Origin of the sequence: Nocardioides sp. Root151 (assembly GCF_001427925.1) — a bacterium.
In the GTDB taxonomy this organism is placed as follows: Bacteria; Actinomycetota; Actinomycetes; order Propionibacteriales; family Nocardioidaceae; genus Nocardioides.
Genome location: NZ_LMGG01000004.1, coordinates 706,112 through 727,147, shown reverse-complemented (window position 1 = coordinate 727,147; position 21,036 = coordinate 706,112). Strand labels below are relative to the sequence as shown.

Here is a 21,036-nt window from a genome sequence, read left to right as displayed (position 1 = left end):
AGTTGCAACGAGAGGATCCTCACGTGACCACCGATTCCCCCACCCTTGAGTGGACCGACCTCGACCGCCGCGCCGTCGACACGGCCCGCGTGCTGGCCATGGATGCGGTCCAGAAGGTGGGCAACGGACACCCCGGAACCGCGATGAGCCTCGCGCCCGCGGCGTACCTGCTCTTCCAGAAGGTCATGCGCCACGATCCGTCCGACGCCTACTGGCAGGGGCGTGACCGGTTCGTGCTCTCATGCGGCCACTCGAGCATCACGCTCTACACGCAGCTGTTCCTGGGAGGCTTCGGTCTCGAGCTCTCCGACCTGGAGGCGCTGCGCACCTGGGGCTCCAAGACCCCGGGCCACCCCGAGTACCACCACACCGTCGGTGTCGAGACCACCACCGGCCCGCTGGGCCAGGGCGTCGCCAACGCGGTCGGCATGGCGATGGCCGCCCGACGCGAACGCGGCATGCTCGACCCCGACACCGCCGCTGGCGAGTCACCGTTCGACCGCCACGTCTACGCGATCTGCTCCGACGGCGACATCGAGGAAGGCGTCTCGGGCGAGGCGTCCTCGATCGCCGGCGTCCAGGAGCTCGGCAACCTGACCGTGATCTACGACCGCAACCGCATCTCGATCGAGGGCGACACCGACATCGCGCTCGGGGAAGACGTCGGCAAGCGATACGAGGCCTACGGCTGGCACGTGCAGACCGTCGACTGGACCAACGGCGGCACCGGCTACGACGAGGACGTCCCGGCGCTCCACGCGGCCATCCAGAAGGCCAACGAGGTCACCGACAAGCCCAGCTTCATCGTGGTCGACACGATCATCGCCTGGCCCGCGCCCAACGCCCAGGGCACCGAGGCCGCCCACGGCAGCGCACTCGGCGACGACGAGGTGGCGGCCACCAAGAAGGTGCTCGGCTGGGACCCCGAGCAGACCTTCGAGGTGCCTGACGACGTGCTCAAGCACACCCGCGCGCTCTCCGACCGTGGCGCTGCCGCCCGCAAGGAGTGGGACGAGCAGTTCGCCGCGTGGGCGACGGCCAACCCCGAGCAGAAGACGCTCCTCGACCGGGTCAGCACCCGTGCCCTGCCCGACGGCCTGGCCGAGGCGCTGCCGGTGTTCCCCGCCGACGCCAAGGGCGTGGCGACCCGCTCGGCGAGCGGCAAGACCATCAACGCGATCGCACCCCTGATGCCCGAGCTGTGGGGCGGCTCGGCCGACCTGGCGGGCTCCAACAACACCACCATCGAGGGCGTGCCGTCGTTCATCCCGGCCGACCGTTCGTCCAACGAGTGGTCGGGCGACCCGCTGCGCGGCCGGGTGCTGCACTTCGGCATCCGCGAGCACGCGATGGCCTCGATCATGAACGGCATCACCCTCGGCGGCCTGACCCGCGTCTTCGGCGGCACGTTCCTCCAGTTCGCCGACTACATGCGTCCCGCCGTACGCCTGGCCGCGCTGATGGGTGCGCCCGTGACCTACGTCTGGACCCACGACTCGATCGGTCTCGGCGAGGACGGCCCCACCCACCAGCCGATCGAGCACCTCGCCGCCCTGCGCGCGATCCCCGGGCTCGACGTGGTCCGCCCGGCAGACGCCAACGAGACGGCGGCCGCGTGGCTGGCCGTGCTCCAGCGCACCGACCGCCCGGCCGGCCTGTGCCTCACCCGTCAGGGCGTGCCCACGTTCCCGCGCGGCGAGGAGGCCGAAACCGGACAGCACTGGGCCGACACCAGCGGCGTCGCCAAGGGCGGCTACGTCCTGGTCGACGCCGACGGCGGGGCGCCCGACGTCGTCCTGATCGGCACCGGCTCCGAGGTCCAGCTGGCCGTCGCGGCCCGTGACGAGCTCGCCGCCGAGGGCATCAAGGCCCGAGTCGTCTCGATGCCGTGCGTGGAGTGGTTCAACGAGCAGGACCAGTCCTACCGCGACTCGGTCATCCCGCCCACCGTCAAGGCGCGGGTCTCGGTCGAGGCCGGCATCGCCCAGGGCTGGCGCGAGATCGTCGGCGACGCCGGACGCATCATCTCGATCGAGCAGTACGGAGCCTCGGCCGACTACAAGCGCATCTTCGAGGAGTACGGCGTGACCGCCGGGGCCGTGGCCTCGGCGGCGCGCGACAGCATCACGGCCGCGCAGGGCTGACCGACGCCCCACCGCGCACCGCGCAGGCAGATCCCGACCGCAGTTCAGGAGGAACACAATGTCCGAACGACTCAAGTCCCTTGCCGACGCCGGTGTGTCGGTGTGGCTCGACGACCTCTCCCGAGAGCGGATCGAGACCGGCAACCTGGCCGACCTGGTCAAGGAGAAGTCGGTCGTGGGGGTCACCACGAACCCCACGATCTTCGCCGGCGCGATCGGTGACGGCGAGCGCTACAACGACCAGGTGGCCAAGCTCGGGGCCGAGGGCCAGGACGTCGACGCGGTCATCCGCGCACTGACCACCGACGATGTGCGCAACGCCTGCGACGTGCTCGCCGACGTCTACGCCGGCGACAACTTCGACGGGCGGGTCTCCATCGAGGTGGAGCCCGGCCTGGCCATGGCCACCGAGGCGACCATCGCCCAGGCCCGCGAGCTCTGGGAGACCGTCGACCGGCCCAACGTGCTGATCAAGATCCCGGCCACCGAGCCCGGCCTGCCGGCGATCACGGCGGCGACTGCCGAGGGGATCAGCGTCAACGTGACCCTGATCTTCGGCATCGACCGCTACCGCGCGGTGATGGACGCCTACCTCACCGGTCTCGAGCAGGCCCAGGCCAAGGGCATCGACCTCTCCACCATCCACTCGGTGGCGTCGTTCTTCGTGTCCCGGGTCGACTCCGAGGTCGACAAGCGCCTCGACGCGATCGGCACTGACGAGGCGAAGGCACTCAAGGGCAAGGCCGCGATCGCCAATGCCCGGCGTGCGTACGCCGCGTACCAGGAGGTCTTCGGGGGCGACCGCTTCCTCCAGCTCGGCGGAGCCAACGTGCAGCGCCCGCTGTGGGCCTCGACCGGCGTCAAGGACCCGGCTTACCCCGACACGCTCTACGTGACGGAGCTGGTCGTCGACGGCTGCGTGAACACCATGCCGGAGAAGACCATGGATGCGTTCGCCGACCACGGCGAGCTGAAGGGCGACACGGTCAGCGGCCGCTCCGCTGAGGCCGAGGAGGTGTTCGCCGCACTCGCGGCGATCGGCATCGACTTCGACGACGTACTGGTGGTGCTCGAGACCGAGGGTGTCGACAAGTTCGACAAGTCCTGGGCCGAGCTCGTGGAGACGGTGAAGGGGCAGCTCGAGAGCAGCCGGTCGTGACCGCCTGGAACGTCGCCGAGGGCGACGGCTTCTGCCTGCACTTCGGCTACCCCGACGAGGCAGCCTTCGCCGCCGCGGTCCACCAGCTCGTGGCTGACAAGGTCGCCTCCCGGATCGCCGCCCAGGACCCGACGCTGTGGGGTCCCGCCGCCGAGGGGGAGGCCGCCAAGCGGCTCAGCTGGGTCGACCTGCCGACCGCCTCGCGTCCACTCGTGTCCGAGATCGAGGCACTGCGCGACGAGCTCGCAGCCCAGGGCGTCTCACGGGTGGTGCTGTGCGGCATGGGTGGCTCGTCGCTGGCGCCCGAGGTCATCTGCAAGGCAGCCGGCGTGCCCCTCGAGGTGCTCGACTCCTCCAATCCCGACGTGGTCCGCTCCGCCCTCGGCCAGGACCTCCGGGCCACTGCGGTGGTGGTGTCCAGCAAGTCGGGCGGCACCGTCGAGACCGACAGCCAGAAGCGCTCGTTCGAGGCCGCGTTCCGAGACGCGGGCATCGACCCGACCGCGCGCATCGTGGTCGTCACCGACCCCGGCTCGCCGCTCGACAAGAGCGCCAGTGCCGACGGCTACCGAGTGTTCCGTGCCGACGACAAGGTGGGCGGGCGCTACTCCGCGCTCACTGCCTTCGGGCTGGTGCCCTCGGGCCTGGCCGGGGCCGACATCGGGGCCCTGCTCGACGAGGCGCACCAGGTGCAGTCCGCGCTCTCCGAAGACTCCGTCGACAACCCCGCACTCCGCCTGGGTGCCCTTCTGGGCCAGGCATCCAGCCAGGGCGTCGACAAGCTGGTGCTGGCCAACGCCGGGGCCGACTTCAGCGGCTTCGGTGACTGGGCCGAGCAGCTGATCGCCGAATCGACCGGCAAGGACGGCAAGGGCATCCTGCCCGTCGTGGTGGAGTCGCTCGAGGCCCCGAACTTCGTGCCGAGCACCCCCGACTCGGTGCTGTCCACGTTCGGTCCCGACTTCCCGTTCGCGTCCGTCCGCCCGGCCTCGGCCACGGGGGCCTCGGTCGATGCGGCCCTCGGCGCCCAGATGCTGATCTGGGAGTACGCCACCGCGGTCGCCGGCCGGGTGATCGGCATCGACCCGTTCAACCAGCCCGACGTCGAGAGCGCCAAGGCCGCGGCCCGCGAGATGCTCGACGGCGCCGGGTCCACCCCGGATCCTTCCTTCACCGACGCGGCGATCAGCGTGTACGCCGGCGACTGGCTGCCCGAGGGCACGTCCACTGCCGCCGCGGCCGTGGACGCACTGCTCGGCAACCTCGACGCCGCGCACGGTTACCTCGCCGTGCAGGCCTACCTCGACCGACAGCGCGACGCCGACCTGGCCGGTTGCCGTCCCGAGCTGGCCACCCGCACCGGACGACCCGTCACGTTCGGCTGGGGACCACGGTTCCTGCACTCGACCGGGCAGTACCACAAGGGCGGACCCACCACCGGCGTCTACCTCCAGGTCACCGCCGAGCCGGCCGCCGACCTCGAGGTGCCGGGTCGCGAGTTCACCTACCAGCAGTTCCTCGTCGCGCAGGCGATCGGCGACGGCCAGGTGCTGGCCGACAAGGGACGACCCCTGCTCCGCCTCCACCTCACCGATCTCGAGAGCGGCCTCGCCCAGTTGCGGGCGCTGCTGTCATGACGACGGCGACCAAGGTCCACGACGACGCCGACGCCCTGGCCGAGGCCGTCGCCGAGGCACTGATCCAGCGCCTGGCCGAGGTGCAGGCCGAGGGCCGGGTGCCCTCGGTCTGCCTGACCGGTGGCACGATCGCCGGGCTGGTGCACCGCAAGCTGGCCTCGTCGCTCAACGGCTTCGACGTCGACTGGGACGAGGTCGACTTCTGGTGGGGCGACGAGCGGTACGTCGACGCCACCAGTGACGACCGCAACGCCGTCCAGGCCCGTCGAGACCTCCTCGACCACATGGACGTCGACCCCGAGCGGGTGCACGAGATGCCGTCCCACGACTCCGGGCTGACCCTCGACGAGGCGGCGCAGGCCTACTCCGACGAGATCCGCGCCCAGGGCGGCAGACAGTTCGACGTCGTGATGCTCGGTCTCGGCCCCGACGGCCACATCGCCTCGCTCTTCCCGGGGTCCCACCAGATCGACGTCGACGACCGGATCGCGGTCGCCGTACCCGACTCCCCCAAGCCGCCGCCCGAGCGGATCAGCCTGACCTTCGGTGCGCTCAACCACACCCGAGCGGTGTGGTTCATCGTCTCCGGCGCCGACAAGGCCGAGGCCGTGGCGCGTTCCCGCGGAGACCTGGACCTGCACGGTGCTCCGGCCACGGGTGTCACGGGCACCGGTGAGATCGTGTGGTGGCTCGACGCAGCCGCCGCACGAGCCGTGGATTCTTGATNGAGCCTGCAGTTCTTGACGCGCGAGCCTGCAGTTCTTGACGCGCGAGCCTGCAGTTCTTGACGTGCGAGCGGGGTACGGCGACCGTGTCCACCGTTGCGGGCACCTCACGCATTGCCGGGCGCTCGCCGAACCGGCAATTCTTGCTGGACGCTCGCTGGCGCTCGCAGCAACAATGGCCCGTTCGGCTCCTACAATTTTCGGAGCGCTCTGCGCTCAGAAAATTATGTCGCCGGACTTGCGGCGGGAGCGGAGGAGCTTGACGGCCTCGTCGAGGATGTCGGCCGCCTCCTTGTCGGAGCGTCGCTCCTTCACGTAGGCGAGGTGCGTCTTGTAGGGCTCGATCTTCGGGGCCGGCGGCGGGTTCTCGGAGTCCTGGCTGGCAGGGAGTCCGCACCGCGGGCAGTCCCACGACTCAGGAGCCGCGGCCTCGACCGCGAAGGTCACCACCGAACGGTGGTCGTGCGAGCAGTAGTAGGTGACACTCTGGCGCGGGGCTGCCTCACCGCGTTCTGCCTCACCCATGGGGCCGGCTCCGACCCGGCTCCCCCGGATTGCGTTTCCTCCACCAGCCACGTTTCAGTCCTCTCGATCAGACGCCGCTGTAGGCCATCAGGAGAGCGAGCGCGATGATGCACGCCGCCCAGATAACTCCGAGACCGACCGTCAGACGGTCAAGGTTGCGCTCGGCCACCGACGAGCCACCGAGGCTGCTGGAGACGCCGCCACCGAACATGTCGGAGAGGCCACCACCACGGCCCTTGTGCAACAGGACCATGGCGATCAACAGCAGGCTGGTGAGCACGAGGAGGATGGTGAAGATCAAAGTCACAGCGGCAACACTAACTCACGATTTCAGGGATCACAGCACCGGCATGTCGTAGAACCTGCAGATGCCGCCGAACTCGTCGGCCTGCAGGCTGGCCCCTCCGACGAGGGCACCGTCGACGTCGGGCTGGGTCATGATGCCGGCGACGTTCGCGGCCTTCACCGAGCCGCCGTACAGGATGCGGCACGCGGCTCCGGCGGCCTCCCCGTGCACCTCGGTGAGGCGAGCACGGATCGCCGCGCACACCTCCTGCGCGTCGTCGGGAGTGGCCACCTCGCCGGTCCCGATCGCCCAGACCGGCTCGTAGGCGATGACGAGCTCGGCGACCTGCTCCGCGGTCAGGCCGGCCAACGAGCCGTCGACCTGGGCCAGCGTGTACGCGACCTGTTCACCGGACTGCCGAACCTCCAGACCCTCGCCCACACAGACGATCGGCGTCATGCCGGCAGCGATCGCCTTGACCGCCTTGGAGTTGACCACCTCGTCGGTCTCGGCGTGGAACTCGCGGCGCTCGGAGTGGCCGACGACCACGTAGGAGCACCCCAGCTTGGCCAGCATGCCCGCCGAGATCTCGCCCGTGTAGGCGCCACTGTCGTGCATGGAGACGTCCTGGGCGCCGTACTTCACCGAGAGCCGGTCGCCGTCGACGAGGGTCTGCACCGACCGAAGGTCGGTGAACGGCGGTACGACGACCACCTCGACCTTGCCGTAGTCGTGACGCTTGTCGGAGAGCGTCCATGCGAGCTTCTGCACCAGGACCACCGCTTCCTGGTGGTTCAGGTTCATCTTCCAGTTGCCCGCCATCAGCGGAGTGCGCTTGGCCATGAGGGTCCTTGCGTGAGGAGTGGTCAGTCGTCGAGAACGGTGATGCCGGGCAGTTCCTTGCCCTCGAGGTATTCGAGGCTGGCGCCGCCGCCGGTCGAGATGTGACCGAAGGCCGACTCCTCGAAGCCCAGCTGGCGTACGGCGGCAGCGGAGTCGCCACCGCCGACCACCGAGAGGCCGTCGACCTTGGTCAGCGCCTCGGCGACGGCCCGGGTGCCGGCGGCGAACGCGTCGACCTCGAAGACCCCCATCGGCCCGTTCCAGAAGACGGTGCGGGCATCGGCGAGCTCGGCGGCGAAGGCGACGCCGGAATCGGGGCCGATGTCGAGACCGAGGGAGTCCGCCGGGATCGCGTCGGCGGCGACCACCTGCGGCTGCGGCTCCCGGTCGTCGCTCGGGAACGCGGTGTCGACCACGATGTCGGTCGGCAGCACGATCTCCACGCCGCTCGACTTCGCGCGCTCGGCGTACTCGCGGCAGACGTCGAGCTGGTCCTCCTCGAGCAGGCTCTTGCCCACCTCGTGGCCCTGGGCCTTGAGGAAGGTGAAGACCATGCCGCCGCCGATCAGGAGCTTGTCGGCCTTCTCCAGCAGGTTGTCGATGACGCCCAGCTTGTCGGAGACCTTCGATCCACCGAGCACCACGACGTAGGGGCGCTCGGGGTCGATCGTGAGCCGACGGAGCACGTCGATCTCCGCCGCGACCAGGTTGCCCATCGCGTGCGGCAACCGCTTCGCCACGTCGTACACGGACGCCTGCTTGCGATGCACGACCCCGAAGCCGTCACTCACGAAGCCGTCGGCCAAGGCGGCCAGCTGGTCGGCGAACTCGCCACGCTCCGTGTCGTCCTTGCTGGTCTCGCCCGGATTGAAGCGGACGTTCTCGAGCACCGCGACGTGGCCGTCGGCGAGGGCCTCGACCGTCGAACGGGCCGACTCCCCCACCGTGTCGGTGGCAAAGGCGACGTCGGCGCCCAGCAGCTCGCCGAGGCGCGCGGCGACTGGCGCCAGTGAGTACGCCGGGTCGGGCTTGCCCTCAGGTCGACCGAGATGGGCGGCAACGACCACGCGGGCACCGGCGTCGGCGAGGGCCTTGATCGTCGGCACGCTGGCCCTGATCCGTCCGTCGTCGGTGATGGTGTTGCCGTCGAGCGGGACGTTCAGGTCCGAGCGGACCAGGATCCGCTTGCCGGTGAGGCTCCCGCCGAGTGCGGACGCGAGCGTGTCGATGCCTGCCATGCCATGCCTTCCTGTTCTGGGCTGGCTGTTCTGCCGTGTGCTGGTGGGCGGGACGACTCAGAGGGTCTCGCCGATGTAGCTGATCAGGTCGACGAGGCGGTTGGAGTAGCCCCATTCGTTGTCGTACCAGCCGACCACCTTGACCTGGTTTCCGATCACCTTGGTCAGCGGGGAGTCGAAGATGCACGACGACGGATCCGTGACGATATCGGACGACACGATCGGGTCGGTGGAGTACTTCACGTAGCGGGCAAAGTCGCCCTCGGTGGCTGCCTTGAACAGCGCGTTGATCTCCTCGACGGTGGTGTCGCGGGAGGCCGTGAAGGTCAGGTCGGTGACCGAGCCGGTCGGCACCGGGACCCGCAGCGCGTAGCCGTCGAGCTTGCCCTTCAGCTCCGGGAGGACCAACCCGAGCGCCTTGGCCGCACCCGTGGACGTGGGAACCACGTTGAGCGCGGCGGCACGAGCACGTCGCAGGTCCTTGTGGATGTTGTCCTGAAGGTTCTGGTCGGCGGTGTAGGCGTGGATCGTCGTCATCAGGCCGCGCTCGATGCCGATTCCGTCGTTGAGGATCTTCGCCATCGGGGCCAGGCAGTTGGTGGTGCACGACGCGTTGGAGATGACGGTGTGCGCGCTGGCGTCGTACGACTCGTGGTTGACGCCCATCACGATGGTGACGTCCTCGTTCTTGGCCGGCGCCGAGATGATGACCTTCTTCGCACCGCCACTGTCGACGTGGGCGCGGGCCTGCTCGGCGTCGGTGAAGAACCCGGTGGACTCGACCACGACGTCGACCCCGGCCTCACCCCACTTGAGGTTGGCCGGTTCGCGCTCGGCGAAGGCGACGAAGCTGCTGTCGCCGACCGTGATCGACTTTTCCGTGGAGGAGACCTCGGCGTCGAGGACGCCGAGGATGGTGTCGTACTTCAGCAGGTGGGCGAGGACGGCGTTGTCCGTCAGGTCGTTGACCGCAACGACCTCCACGTCTGCTCCCGAGGCGCGCACCGCCCGGTAGAAGTTGCGCCCGATTCGACCGAAGCCGTTGATCCCTACCCGAACAGTCATGCTGTGCCACCTTCTCGCGGAGATGTCGTCGATGGTCTGGTCTGCAGAACCCTAGCGTCAGACGTGACGCAGGACACACGATGCCCCTGGCGCACCGGGACGCTCAGGACTCCTCGGCCAGCATGTCCGGGGTCAGCGACGACTCGGTGTCGGGGATGCCGAGCTCTTCGGCGCGCTTGTCGGCCATCGCCAGCAGTCGGCGGATCCGGCCGGCGATCGCGTCCTTGGTGAGCACCGGGTCGTGCAGCTGACCGAGCTCCTCGAGGGAGGCCTGCTTGTGCTCGAGCCGGAGGTGGCCGGCAAGCTGGAGGTGGTCGGGCACCTCGTCGCCGAGGATCTCGAGGGCACGTTCGACGCGGGCGCCGGCAGCGACTGCGGCGCGCGCCGAGCGTCGCAGGTTCGCGTCGTCGAAGTTGGCGAGCCGGTTGGCGGTGGCCCGCACCTCGCGGCGCATGCGGCGTTCTTCCCAGGCCATCAGGGTCTCGTGGGCGCCGAGCCGGGTGAGCAGGGCACCGATCGCGTCACCGTCACGGATGACCACGCGGTCGACCCCACGCACCTCGCGGGCCTTGGCCTGGATGCCGAGTCGACGGGCGACCCCGACCAGGGCCAGCGCGGCCTCGGGTCCGGGGCAGGTCACCTCGAGCGCGGACGATCGTCCGGGCTCGGTCAGGGAGCCGTGGGCCAGGAAGGCGCCGCGCCAGGCAGCGACGGCGTCACAACCACCGCCACTGACCACCTGCGGCGGGAGCCCGCGCACGGGACGGCCGCGCTGGTCGAGCAGTCCGGTCTGGCGGGCCAGGGCCTCGCCGTCCTTGACGACACGGAGGACGTAGCGGCTGCCCTTGCGGATGCCGTTGGCCTGCACCATCGCGACCTCGGCGGTGTGGCCGTAGATCTCGGCGATGTCGGTGCGCAGCCGACGTGCGGCGGCACCCGTGTCGAGCTCGGCCTCGACCACGATCTTGCCGCTCACGATGTGGAGTCCGCCCGCGAAGCGCAGGGTCGTGGACACCTCGGCCTTGCGACAACACGTCTTGGTGGTCTGGGTGCTTGCGAGCTCCGACTTCACCTGTGCCGTCATTGCCATGTTGCCGATCCTTACACACCTCCCATGATCCGCGAATAGGCGGCCGCCAGCTTCTCGGGGTCGTGACGAGGCGATCCGTCGCCCATCGCCACGTCGGCGAGCACGAGTTCGGCGCCGGCACTGGCCACCACCTGCTCGAGGAGCTCGGGGTCGGGCACCGCTCCCGGGTCGGCCAGGACGGTGTGGAGCACCAGGTCGGGAGCATGGCCGAGGAGCGCCCCGAGCAGGTCCTCCGGGGTGTAGCCGACAGTCTCCCCCGCCTGCTCCTCGAGGTTGAGTACGACGATCACCCGACTGTCGCTCTCGATGATCGCCTTGCGGAGGTCGGGGACCATCAGGTGCGGGATGACGGAGGTGTACCAGCTGCCCGGACCCAGCACGATCCAGTCGGCGTCGTAGACCGCCTCGACTGCCTGGGGGCAGGCCTCCGGGTCGGGCGGGTCGAGCTGGATGCCGGTGAGGGTGCCGGCCGTGGTGGCCACCTCGACCTGGCCGCGGACCAGTTGGGTCGCGTCGGGACGGGTGTGGTCGAGCCCGCGGACCTCGGCGGTGATGTCCATCGGAGTGACCGACATCGGCAGCACGCGTCCGCGCGCATCGAGCAGTCGGGCGACCCACTCGAGGCCGTCGACCTGACCGCCGAGGAGCTCCCAGAGGCCCACGATCAGCAGGTTGCCGACCACGTGCCCCTTCATCTCGCCGTCGCTGTCGAACCGGTGCTGGAGCACGCGGGCCCAGGTCTGGCCCCACTCGTCGTCACCGCAGAGCGCGGCCAGTGCCATGCGGAGGTCGCCCGGAGGCAGGACGCCGAACTCACTGCGCAACCGACCCGACGAGCCACCGTTGTCGGCGACGGTCACCACCGCCGTGAGGCTCTCCACGACGCGACGCAGCGCCGAGAGTGACGCGTGCAGCCCGTGGCCTCCACCGAGCGCCACGACCGAGGCATCGAGCCGAACCTGGTCGCGACGGTGAGCCGACCCCGTCATTCGTTGCCCAGATCGCGGTGCTGCGCGCGGGCGTCGTACCCCTGCTCGAGCAGCCGGACCACGATCTCCTCGGTCATCGCGACGCTGCGGTGCTTTCCTCCCGTGCAGCCGATGGCCACGGTCATGAACCGCTTGCCCTCACGCAGGTAGCCCGCGGCTACCGTCTGGATCACCGGCACGTAGGCCTCGAGGAACTGCTGCGCGTCCGGCCGCGACTTCACGAAGTCGGCGACGGGCGCGTCCTTGCCGTTCATCGGCCGCAGCTCGGGGTCCCAGTAGGGGTTCGGGAGGAACCGCATGTCGGCCATGAAGTCGGCGTCGACGGGGATGCCGTACTTGAAGCCGAAGCTGACGACGGTGATCTTCAGCGTCATCGCGTGGGGCGCACCGAACGCCTCCGCGACCTTGTCGGTCAGCTGGTGCACGTTGAGGTTGGTCGTGTCGATGAGGACATCGGCGTTGCCGCGCAGGCCCGCGAGCACGACGCGTTCGCGCTGGAGCCCGTCGAGCAGCCGCCCACCCGCCTGCAGCGGGTGCGGTCGACGCGCCGCCTCCTGGCGCCGGACCAGGACGTTGTCGTCGGCCTCGAGGTAGAGCAGCGTCGTACGACGACCGAGGGCACGCTGCGCGAGATTCGCACGCAGGGACTCGAAGAACGACCCGGAGCGTACGTCGACCACGACGGCGATCGGCTGGCTGTGGCCGGCGTTCTCGTTGACCAGGTGGACGATGTCGGGCAGCAGCGACGGCGGGAGGTTGTCGACCACGAAGTAGCCGAGGTCCTCGAGCTCCTTGGCGGCGGTGCTGCGGCCGGCCCCGGTCATGCCGGTGACGACGACGAGCTCGCCAGTCGGCTCCTCCGGCTCCTGCTCGTTCACGGGCATCAGCTCTCCTCGATCTCGCCGGTGGCGGTGTTCACGGAGACAGTCTGGCCGCTGCCTGCCTCGACTGCATCCTTGATGGCGGAAGCCGTTCCTGGCCCGATGCCGGGCACCTGGGTGAGCTCCTCGATCGAAGCCGCGCGCAGCTTGCGCAACGACCCGAAGTGCTTGATCAGCGTCTTGCGGCGCACCTCGCCCAAGCCGGGCACGTCGTCGAGCACGCTCTCCACCATCGTCTTCGAACGACGACCGCGGTGGTGGGTGATCGCGAACCGGTGCGCCTCGTCGCGCAACCGTTGGAGGAGGTAGAGGCCCTCGCTCGTGCGCGGCAGGATCACCGGGTCCTCCTGCTGGGGAACCCAGACCTCTTCCAGACGCTTGGCGAGGCCGACCACCGGGATGTCGTCGATGCCCAGCTCGGCGAGGGCAGCCGAGGCCGCCGCCACCTGGGGCGGTCCGCCGTCGACCACGACAAGGCCGGGGGCATAGGCGAACTTGCGCGGTCGGCCGGTCTCCGGATCGACGAGCATCGGCCCCTCGCCGCCTTCGCCCTGCTTCTCGATGGAGGAGGCCTGCTCATCGAGGAGGCGCCGGAACCGGCGGGTGATCACCTCGTGCATGGAGGCGACGTCGTTCTGCCCGTCGACCGTGCGGATCACGAAGCGGCGGTACTCGCTCTTGCGGGCCAGCCCGTCCTCGAAGACCACCATGCTGGCCACCACCTCGGTGCCCTGGAGGTTGGAGATGTCGTAGCACTCGATGCGCAGGGGCACCTCGTCGAGCTCGAGGGCGAGCTGGATCTCTTCGAGGGCCCGGTTGCGGGTGGTCAGGTCGCTGGCCCGCTTGGTCTTGTGCAGGCCGAGCGCCTGGAGCGCGTTGCGCCCCACGGTCTCCTGGAGGGTCTTCTTGTCCCCGCGTTGCGGCACCTTGATCGCGACCTTGCCGCCACGCAGCTCGCCCAGCAGCACCTCGAGGGTGTCGAGGTCCGGAGGCAGTGCGGGCACCAACACCTCGCGCGGGATCGAGTCGCCGGACTCCCCGGCGTACATCTGGAGGAGGAAGCGCTCGACGAGGTCGCCGGTGTCGCCCTCGTCGACGCGGTCGGCCACCCAGCCACGCTGTCCGCGGATGCGGCCGCCGCGCACGTAGAACACCTGCACCGCGACCTCGAGAGGGTCCTCGGCGAACGCGACCACGTCGGCGTCGGTGCCGTCGCCGAGCACCACGGCCTGCTTCTCGAGTGCCTTGTTGAGCGCGCCGAGGTCGTCGCGCAACCTGGCCGCCTTCTCGAAGTCGAGCGCGTCGGAGGCGGCGTACATCTCCTTCTCGATGCGCTTCACGAAGGCGCTGGTCTGGCCGCCCATGAAGTCGCAGAAGTCCTCGACGATCGCACGGTGCTCCTCGGCGCTGACGTTGCCGACGCAGGGGGCCGCGCACTTGTCGATGTAGCCGAGCAGGCACGGGCGCCCGATCTGCGCGGAGCGCTTGAACACCCCGTTGCTGCACGACCGCATCGGGAAGACCCGCAGCAGGAGGTCGACGGTCTCGCGGATCGCCCACGCGTGGCCGTAGGGACCGAAGTAGCGGGTGCCCTTCTTCTTCGCGCCGCGGCCGACCATGACCCGGGGGAACTCCTCGCCGACGGTGACCGCGAGCCACGGGTAGGACTTGTCGTCGCGGTACTTCACGTTGAAGCGCGGGTCGTACTCCTTGATCCAGGAGTACTCAAGCTGGAGCGCCTCGACCTCGGTGTTGACCACGGTCCACTCGACACTGGCCGCGGTCGTCACCATGGTCGCCGTACGCGGGTGCAGGTTCGCGATGTGCTGGAAGTACGACGAGAGGCGGGAACGCAGGTTCTTCGCCTTGCCGACGTAGATCACGCGGCCCTTGGGATCGCGGAACCGATAGACCCCGGGCTGGGTCGGGATCGACCCGGGACGAGGGCGGTACGACGACGGATCAGCCACGTGGCAACCCTACGTGGAGCCACCGACAGACCAGACGATCAGGGGCGGGCGATCAGGGCAGTCGGTCAGACCGTGGTGATCGTGCCGTCCTTCACCGTGATCTTGACCTCGGGCAGGCTCTCCGTCGCCGGTCCGTCGGCAACGGAGCCGTCGGTGATCGAGAACTTGCTGCCGTGACAGTCACAGTTGATGGTCTTGTCGACCGACACGACCTGGCACGACTGGTGCGTGCAGGTGGCGGAGAACGCCTTGAAGTCGCCCTCGGTGGGCTGGGTGATCACGACGTTGTCGTCGCCGAGGATCACTCCTCCACCGACCGGCACGTCGGCCGACGGTGAGAGCTCGGTGCCGGCATCGGGCGCCTTCACGTCGTCGTCACCACCGGCGCAGGCCGCCAGCAGCGGGGCCGACACGGCGAGGACTGCAGCTCCGCCGAGCATGTGGCGTCGGTTCAGACAGGGTTGGTGGTCCAAGGAGGTGTCCTTCAGGAGAGGGTGATCTGGCCGCCGGAGACGGCGACCGCTTCTTCGGGCAGTGGAGACGGAGCCGGCCCGCCCTGCACCGACCCGTCGGTGATGGAGTAGCTGCTGCCGTGGCAGCGGCAGTGGATCTCGGTGTCGATGCTGGAGACCTTGCAGCCCTCGTGGGTGCAGGTGGCGGAGAACGCCTTGAAGTCACCCTTGGTCGGCTGGGTGACCACGACGCTGTCGAGGATCACCCCGCTGCCCACCGGTACGTCGGCAGCTGCGACGAGGCCCTCCGGTTCGGCCGGCGTGCTCGCGCTGCCGGACTCTGCCGGTGACGCCGCATCGGACGACTGCGTCGGAGTCGAATCGGCGCTGCTTCCGGAGTCGCCTCCACCGTCGTCACTGCTGCACGCGGCGAGCACCGGAAGGGTGAGTCCGGCGGCGAGGCCACCCAACGCGTGACGACGGCTGAGTCCGGGTACGGCATCCATGGCAAGCACTCCTCGACGAGGCGACGACGTTGTCGAGGACAATCAAACCGCATCTGGCTGAGGATCTGCTGTGAGTGCGCTTCGGTCCTACGGAGTTCAGGCCTTCTTCGGGGCGCGCTTGCGAGGCGCTGCCTTTGTCCCGGTCGCCTTGGACACAGCCGCCTTGCGGGGTGTCGAGTTCGTCGCGGCCTTGCGCGCGGGCGCCTTGCGGGCCGGTGCCTTGCGCGACGGCTTCTCGCCGGGCGTGACCCCGAGCAGTGGCGCGAGGAACGAGCCCGTGTGGCTGGCCGGGTTGGCCGCGACGTCTTCCGGTGTGCCGGTCGCGACCACCATGCCTCCGCGCGAACCGCCCTCGGGCCCCATGTCGACCAGCCAGTCGGCGGTCTTGATGACGTCGAGGTTGTGCTCGATCACCAGCACGGTGTTTCCCTGGTCGACGAGACGGCCGAGCACCAGCAGGAGCTTGCGGATGTCTTCGAAGTGCAGGCCGGTGGTCGGCTCGTCGAGCACGTAGACGGTGCGGCCGGTGGACCGCTTCTGCAGCTCGCTGGAGAGCTTGACGCGTTGTGCCTCACCACCCGACAACGTGGTCGCCGGCTGGCCGAGTCGCACGTAGCCCAGGCCGACCTCGCACAGCGTCTTCATGTGTCGCGAGATCGCGGGTACGGCGGCGAAGAAGTCGGCCGCCTCCTCGATCGGCATGTCGAGCACTTCGGCGATCGTCTTGCCCTTGTAGTGCACCTCGAGCGTCTCGCGGTTGTAGCGGGCACCGTGGCAGACCTCGCACGGCACGTAGACGTCGGGCAGGAAGTTCATCTCGATCTTGATCGTGCCGTCACCGGAGCAGGCCTCGCAGCGGCCGCCCTTGACGTTGAACGAGAACCGGCCCTGCAGGTAGCCCCGCATCTTCGCCTCGGGCGTGCTCGCGAAGAGCTTGCGGATGTGGTCGAAGACGCCGGTGTACGTCGCCGGGTTGGACCGCGGCGTGCGGCCGATCGGCGACTGGTCGACGTGGATGACCTTGTCGACGTTCTCGGTGCCGCTGATCTTGCGGTGCCGCCCCGGAACCGTGCGGGCGTTGTAGATCTGCTTGGCCAGCGACGTGTAGAGGATGTCGTTGACCAGCGTCGACTTGCCCGACCCGGAGACCCCGGTCACCGCACAGAAGACCCCGAGCGGGAAGTCGACGGTGACGTCCTGGAGGTTGTGCTCGTGGGCTCCGTGGACGGTCAGCGCGCGGCCCTTCGTGCGCGGTCGTCGTACAGGGGGAACAGGGATCTCGCGGCGCCCGGCCAGGTAGGCGCCGGTGGAGGAGTCGGGGTGGTTGAGCAGGTCGTCGACCGTGCCGGAGACGACCACCTGTCCCCCGTGCTCACCGGCGCCGGGGCCGATGTCGACCACCCAGTCGGCGGCCCGGATGGTGTCTTCGTCGTGCTCGACGACGATCAGGGTGTTGCCGAGGTCGCGCAGCCGCACGAGGGTCTCGATGAGACGCTTGTTGTCGCGCTGGTGGAGTCCGATCGACGGCTCGTCGAGCACGTAGAGCACGCCGACGAGGCCCGCACCGATCTGGGTGGCCAGGCGGATCCGCTGGGCCTCACCGCCGGACAGCGACCCGGAGGGCCGGTCGAGGGTCAGGTAGTCGAGGCCGACGTCGAGCAGGAAGTTGAGCCGCTCCTGGATCTCCTTGAGCACCCGCTCACCGATCTGGCGCTCACGGGCCGAGAGGTCGAGGTTGCGCAGGTGGTCGGCAGCCTCGTTGATCGGCAGGGCGCAGACCTCGGCGATGTTGAGGCCACCCCTGCCCGAACCGGTGGCGTCGCGCGGGCCGAGCGTGACCGCCATCGACACCGGCTTGAGCCGGCTTCCCCGGCACGCAGGGCACGGCACCTCCCGCATGAAGCCCTCGAACCGGTCGCGGCTCGTGTCGGTCTCGGCCTCGCGGTGACGTCGTTCGATGTAGGGACGCACGCCTTCGTACGCCGCGTAGTAGGAGCGCTCGCGTCCGTAGCGGTTCTTGCTCCGCACGTGCACCTTGGTGGGGTGGCCGTCGAGGATGATCGTCTGGAGCTCCGGGGAGAGCTTCTCCCACGGGGTGTTGAGATCGAAGCCGAGCTCGTCGCCCAGGGCACCGAGGAGGCGCAGGAAGTAGTCGGCGACGTGTGCGCCGCTCCACGGTTGGATGACGCCCTCCCCGAGGGTGGCCGCCGGGTCGCTGATCACCAGCTCGGGGTCGACCTCCATGCGGGTGCCGAGGCCGGAGCACTGCGGGCAGGCGCCGAACGGCGAGTTGAACGAGAACGAACGCGGCTCGAGGTCGTCGGTGTCGAGCGGGTGCTCGTTGGGGCAGGCCATCTTCTCGGAGAACCGGAGCTCGCGCTGCGGGTCCTTGGCTTCGCGGTCGACGAGGTCGATGAGCACGAGCCCGCCGGCCAGGCCGAGCGCGGTCTCCACCGAGTCGGTCAGCCGGCGCTTGGCGGAGGCCTTGACCGCGAGTCGGTCGACGACGACCTCGATGGTGTGCTTCTTCTGCTTGCTCAGCGTCGGGCCCTCGAGCAGGGTGTCGAGGGTGCTGGTCTCGCCGTCGACCCGGGCCCGGCTGTAGCCCTGTCCCTGCAACGAGCGGAAGAGCTCGACGTACTCGCCCTTGCGGCCGCGGATCACCGGGGCCAGCACCTGGAAGCGGGTGCCCTCTTCCAGCGTCATGATGCGGTCGACGATCTGCTGCGGGGTCTGGCGTTCGATCGGCGAGCCGCAGACGGGGCAGTGCGGGCGACCTGCGCGCGCATAGAGCAGGCGCAGGTAGTCGTAGACCTCGGTGATCGTGCCGACCGTGGAGCGCGGGTTCTTCGACGTGGACTTCTGGTCGATCGAGACCGCGGGCGAGAGGCCCTCGATGAAGTCGACGTCGGGCTTGTCCATCTGGCCCAGGAACTGGCGGGCGTACGCCGACAGCGACTCGACGTAGCGGCGCTGGCCCTCGGCGAAGATCGTGTCGAAGGCCAGGCTCGACTTGCCCGACCCGGAGAGTCCGGTGAAGACGATGAGGGCATCGCGCGGGAGGTCGAGGGAGACGTCCTTGAGGTTGTGCTCTCGAGCACCGCGAATGATGAGTTGGTCAGCCACGCGAACACCCTACCCGGTGTTCGAACAAGTGTTCGTGGTCACACGGCCGTGTCATCGAGATGTTCGCGGATGTACGTCGGGGCGCCTCCGCGATCGGGCGGCTCCCTCGGCTGGCCGGTCTAGGCTCGACAAACAGATCAACGAGAGCCAGAGGTCGCCGATGAGCCGCCAGAACCTGCATCACGTCTACGACGCGACGGACGCGCTCCTGCGCACCGTCGACGGGCTGACCCCGGAGCAGTTCGCCGCGCCCAGCCTGCTGCCGGGGTGGAGCCGCGCGCACGTGGTCGCCCACCTGGCCCTGAACGCATTGGGGTTCGGGCGCGCAATCGAAGGGGTCCGCCACCGCAGACCCGTTGCGGTCTACGCGTCGCCCGAGCAGCGTGACGCGGACATCGACGAGAGCGCGCGGCTCGGCGTCGACGCGCTGCGTGAGTTCCTGTTCGACGCGTGCGGTCGGTGGCGCGACCTCACCGAGGACATCACCGACTGGAACGGCACGTTCGAGCGCACGCCGGGCGGCCCGACCCTCACGGTGGAGCAGGCGGTCGGCGCCCGCTGGCGCGAGGTGGAGATCCACCACGCCGACCTCGATGCGGGATTCGGCCCCGCAGACTGGTCCCCGGCGTTCGCGGCGTTCGTCTTCGAGAACGTCGTCGGCTTCCGCGACGACCAGGTCGACCTGACCCTCGAGACACCCGAGGGGACCGTCCTCCTCGGCGCCGGCGGTACGCCGATCCGCGGGACCCGCCACGACCTGGCCTGGTGGATGCTCGGTCGTGGGTCCGGTGAGGGACTCGAAGGCGACCTGCCTACGCTGGGCCCATGGCGATGACCTACACAGGAGACGTGTCTCCGGGAGGCCCGGCCGATGTCCGGGAGCTCCCCAATCTCACGATCACGAAGCTGGCCGTCGACGAGAAGATGGCCAACAACTGCTACCTGCTCACCTGTCGGGAGACCGACGTACAGGTGCTGATCGACGCGGCTGACGACAGTGCGTCCCTGCTGGAGCTGTGCGGGTCGCGCCTCGACGCCGTACTCACCACGCACCAGCACTGGGACCACCACCGCGCCCTCGCCGACGTCGTGGCGGCCACCGGGGCCCCGGTGTCGGCAGGTGCGCCTGACGCCGACGCGATCACCGAGCAGACCGGTGTCGCGATCACGGCGCGGCTCCAGCACGGGGACGTCATTCCCGTCGGTCGCTGCTCGCTCGAGGTGATCGCGCTAGCCGGTCACACGCCGGGCTCCGTCGCCCTGTTGTACGACGACCCCGACGGCCACCCGCACCTGTTCACAGGTGACTCGCTGTTCCCGGGAGGTGTCGGATCCACGTTCGGTGACGCGCAGGCATTCGCGACCTTGATCGAGGAGGTGGAGACCAAGGTGTTCGACCGGTTGCCCGACGAGACCTGGTTCTACCCCGGACACGGCAAGGACGGCCAGCTCGGCAACGAGCGGCCGCACCTCGCTGAGTGGCGCGAACGCGGCTGGTAGGAGTGGGGCCCCCGATGGCCCCACTCCCACCGCCTCGCTCAGCGCGTCTGCCGTGAGCGTCGGAGCAGAATCAGACCTCCCATCAGCATCAGCAGGCCGAGCATCGGGAGCCAGATCGAGCTGCCGCCCGTGTTCGGCAGCACCTGGTCCCCCGAGTTCGTCCGGGCACTGACGTCGGATGACGTCGTGTCAGGCCCGGTCGAGGTCGAGTCCTGGCCCGGCGTCGTGCCTCCACTTGTGGCGTCACCGCCACCCGTGGTGTCACCACCGCCGGGGTTGTCTCCACTTCCGTCGTCCGTCGGGTCGTCGGTCTGATCGCCGTCGCCCTCGTCGGGCTCTGTGCCGTCTCCCGGCTGCGGAGTTCCGGCACCAGTCGTCAGGCTGACGTCGGCGGTCGTACCAGCGACGTCTGCCCTGAGCACGACCGAGTCGCCCTGACCTTGCGTGGAGTCGTCGCCCAGGACCTTGTCCAGGGTTTCGGACCCGGTCTCGATGGCCACTTCCCCGAGTCCCGGGATCGGGAGCTCGAGCCCCTGGGACGAGGGGCCTGTCGGCTGATCCCCCGCGCCGTCGGTGCCATCGCCATCGTCGGTGCCATCGCCATCGTCGGTGCCACCGCCGGTGCTGCCACCGTCAGTGCCATCTGAATCGTCGCCGGGGGCCTCGTCACCGTCCGCAGGCGCGACTCGCAGACCGTCCTTGGAGCTCGCCACGACGGTCACGACCTTGGGCACGGTCACCTGCGAGTCGAGAACGGGCGCCGACTGGCTCTCCGTGCCGTCACCGGGGTCAGTCCCGTCATCAGGGTCAGTCCCGTCACCAGGATCGGTCCCGTCACCAGGATCGGTGCCGTCACCAGGGTCAGTGCCGTCACCGTCGGTGGTGGGCGTGAAGACCACC

General features: G+C 69.3%; 19 protein-coding genes. 6 read left to right on the top strand and 13 right to left on the bottom strand.

The annotated features are described in order from the left end of the window. The first annotated feature begins 23 nt into the window (after positions 1 to 23). From tkt to pgl, 4 genes are read left to right on the top strand one after another with little or no spacing between them, the layout of a single operon-like run. A complete protein-coding gene (gene tkt / locus ASD66_RS12030; RefSeq protein WP_082599454.1) occupies positions 24 to 2,144 on the top strand; it encodes a transketolase in 2,121 nt (706 codons plus the stop codon). 58 nt (positions 2,145 to 2,202) lie between these two features. Then, on the top strand, positions 2,203 to 3,303 hold the full coding sequence (tal, locus tag ASD66_RS12025) for a transaldolase (RefSeq protein WP_056891040.1): 1,101 nt from the start codon (positions 2,203 to 2,205) through the stop codon (positions 3,301 to 3,303). Further along, positions 3,300 to 4,940, top strand: a complete 1,641-nt coding sequence (locus ASD66_RS12020) for a glucose-6-phosphate isomerase (protein ID WP_235530062.1) — start codon at positions 3,300 to 3,302, stop codon at positions 4,938 to 4,940. Before tal ends, ASD66_RS12020 begins: the two co-directional genes overlap by 4 nt. Continuing rightward, on the top strand, positions 4,937 to 5,665 hold the full coding sequence (gene pgl, locus ASD66_RS12015) for a 6-phosphogluconolactonase (protein ID WP_056891039.1): 729 nt from the start codon (positions 4,937 to 4,939) through the stop codon (positions 5,663 to 5,665). Before ASD66_RS12020 ends, pgl begins: the two co-directional genes overlap by 4 nt. Positions 5,666 to 5,881: 216 nt before the next feature. Here the strand turns inward: pgl and ASD66_RS12010 are convergent, their stop codons facing one another. The 12 genes from ASD66_RS12010 to uvrA form a co-directional block, all read right to left on the bottom strand. Continuing rightward, complete coding sequence (locus tag ASD66_RS12010; protein ID WP_082563555.1) at positions 5,882 to 6,241, bottom strand: RNA polymerase-binding protein RbpA; 360 nt, start codon at positions 6,239 to 6,241, stop codon at positions 5,882 to 5,884. A gap of 16 nt (positions 6,242 to 6,257) precedes the next feature. Then, entirely contained in the window at positions 6,258 to 6,497 is a 240-nt protein-coding gene (secG, locus tag ASD66_RS12005; RefSeq protein WP_056677836.1) for a preprotein translocase subunit SecG, read from the bottom strand. Between the two features lie 30 nt (positions 6,498 to 6,527). Then, entirely contained in the window at positions 6,528 to 7,319 is a 792-nt protein-coding gene (tpiA, locus tag ASD66_RS12000) for a triose-phosphate isomerase (protein WP_056891038.1), read from the bottom strand. A gap of 23 nt (positions 7,320 to 7,342) precedes the next feature. Continuing rightward, positions 7,343 to 8,557, bottom strand: a complete 1,215-nt coding sequence (locus ASD66_RS11995) for a phosphoglycerate kinase (RefSeq protein WP_056891037.1) — start codon at positions 8,555 to 8,557, stop codon at positions 7,343 to 7,345. A 57-nt stretch (positions 8,558 to 8,614) separates the two neighbouring features. Beyond that, complete coding sequence (gene gap / locus ASD66_RS11990) at positions 8,615 to 9,622, bottom strand: type I glyceraldehyde-3-phosphate dehydrogenase (protein ID WP_056677827.1); 1,008 nt, start codon at positions 9,620 to 9,622, stop codon at positions 8,615 to 8,617. 103 nt (positions 9,623 to 9,725) lie between these two features. Then, on the bottom strand, positions 9,726 to 10,712 hold the full coding sequence (gene whiA, locus ASD66_RS11985; RefSeq protein WP_056677824.1) for a DNA-binding protein WhiA: 987 nt from the start codon (positions 10,710 to 10,712) through the stop codon (positions 9,726 to 9,728). 11 nt (positions 10,713 to 10,723) lie between these two features. Further along, the gene (locus ASD66_RS11980) at positions 10,724 to 11,701 is read right to left on the bottom strand and encodes a gluconeogenesis factor YvcK family protein (RefSeq protein ID WP_056677822.1); all 978 of its coding nucleotides are present in this window, start codon (positions 11,699 to 11,701) and stop codon (positions 10,724 to 10,726) included. After that, a complete protein-coding gene (rapZ, locus tag ASD66_RS11975) occupies positions 11,698 to 12,585 on the bottom strand; it encodes an RNase adapter RapZ (protein WP_056891036.1) in 888 nt (295 codons plus the stop codon). The genes ASD66_RS11980 and rapZ overlap by 4 nt, the downstream gene beginning before the upstream one ends. Then, entirely contained in the window at positions 12,585 to 14,552 is a 1,968-nt protein-coding gene (uvrC, locus tag ASD66_RS11970; RefSeq protein ID WP_056677816.1) for an excinuclease ABC subunit UvrC, read from the bottom strand. Before uvrC ends, rapZ begins: the two co-directional genes overlap by 1 nt. A gap of 65 nt (positions 14,553 to 14,617) precedes the next feature. Further along, positions 14,618 to 14,992 (bottom strand): Rieske (2Fe-2S) protein, encoded by a 375-nt coding sequence (locus ASD66_RS11965; RefSeq protein WP_056677813.1) that lies wholly within the window; start codon positions 14,990 to 14,992, stop codon positions 14,618 to 14,620. A 44-nt stretch (positions 14,993 to 15,036) separates the two neighbouring features. Continuing rightward, entirely contained in the window at positions 15,037 to 15,510 is a 474-nt protein-coding gene (locus ASD66_RS11960; protein WP_056677812.1) for a Rieske (2Fe-2S) protein, read from the bottom strand. A 96-nt stretch (positions 15,511 to 15,606) separates the two neighbouring features. Continuing rightward, positions 15,607 to 18,636, bottom strand: coding sequence for an excinuclease ABC subunit UvrA (gene uvrA / locus ASD66_RS11955; RefSeq protein ID WP_056891035.1), 3,030 nt, complete (start codon positions 18,634 to 18,636; stop codon positions 15,607 to 15,609). 160 nt (positions 18,637 to 18,796) lie between these two features. Here uvrA and ASD66_RS11950 point away from each other — a divergent pair, with 160 nt between their 5' ends. Further along, the gene (locus ASD66_RS11950; protein ID WP_056891034.1) at positions 18,797 to 19,471 is read left to right on the top strand and encodes a maleylpyruvate isomerase family mycothiol-dependent enzyme; all 675 of its coding nucleotides are present in this window, start codon (positions 18,797 to 18,799) and stop codon (positions 19,469 to 19,471) included. Next, a complete protein-coding gene (locus ASD66_RS11945; protein WP_056891449.1) occupies positions 19,468 to 20,136 on the top strand; it encodes an MBL fold metallo-hydrolase in 669 nt (222 codons plus the stop codon). The genes ASD66_RS11950 and ASD66_RS11945 overlap by 4 nt, the downstream gene beginning before the upstream one ends. 38 nt (positions 20,137 to 20,174) lie before the next feature. Here the strand turns inward: ASD66_RS11945 and ASD66_RS11940 are convergent. Continuing rightward, a partial coding sequence (locus ASD66_RS11940; RefSeq protein ID WP_162254268.1) for an LPXTG cell wall anchor domain-containing protein occupies positions 20,175 to 21,036 on the bottom strand: 862 nt, incomplete at its 5' end.

Excerpts from the sequence above, each read along its gene's own strand:
- ASD66_RS11960 (WP_056677812.1), bottom strand. The coding sequence starts at position 15,510 with ATGGATGCCGTACCCGGACTCAGCCGTCGTCACGCGTTGGGTGGCCTC.
- ASD66_RS11950 (WP_056891034.1), top strand. The coding sequence starts at position 18,797 with ATGAGCCGCCAGAACCTGCATCACGTCTACGACGCGACGGACGCGCTC.
- gap (WP_056677827.1), bottom strand. The coding sequence starts at position 9,622 with ATGACTGTTCGGGTAGGGATCAACGGCTTCGGTCGAATCGGGCGCAAC.
- whiA (WP_056677824.1), bottom strand. The coding sequence starts at position 10,712 with ATGGCAATGACGGCACAGGTGAAGTCGGAGCTCGCAAGCACCCAGACC.
- pgl (WP_056891039.1), top strand. The coding sequence starts at position 4,937 with ATGACGACGGCGACCAAGGTCCACGACGACGCCGACGCCCTGGCCGAG.
- tpiA (WP_056891038.1), bottom strand. The coding sequence starts at position 7,319 with ATGGCCAAGCGCACTCCGCTGATGGCGGGCAACTGGAAGATGAACCTG.
- ASD66_RS11995 (WP_056891037.1), bottom strand. The coding sequence starts at position 8,557 with ATGGCAGGCATCGACACGCTCGCGTCCGCACTCGGCGGGAGCCTCACC.
- ASD66_RS11945 (WP_056891449.1), top strand. The coding sequence starts at position 19,468 with ATGACCTACACAGGAGACGTGTCTCCGGGAGGCCCGGCCGATGTCCGG.
- ASD66_RS11980 (WP_056677822.1), bottom strand. The coding sequence starts at position 11,701 with ATGACGGGGTCGGCTCACCGTCGCGACCAGGTTCGGCTCGATGCCTCG.
- ASD66_RS11965 (WP_056677813.1), bottom strand. The coding sequence starts at position 14,992 with ATGCTCGGCGGAGCTGCAGTCCTCGCCGTGTCGGCCCCGCTGCTGGCG.
- rapZ (WP_056891036.1), bottom strand. The coding sequence starts at position 12,585 with ATGCCCGTGAACGAGCAGGAGCCGGAGGAGCCGACTGGCGAGCTCGTC.
- tal (WP_056891040.1), top strand. The coding sequence starts at position 2,203 with ATGTCCGAACGACTCAAGTCCCTTGCCGACGCCGGTGTGTCGGTGTGG.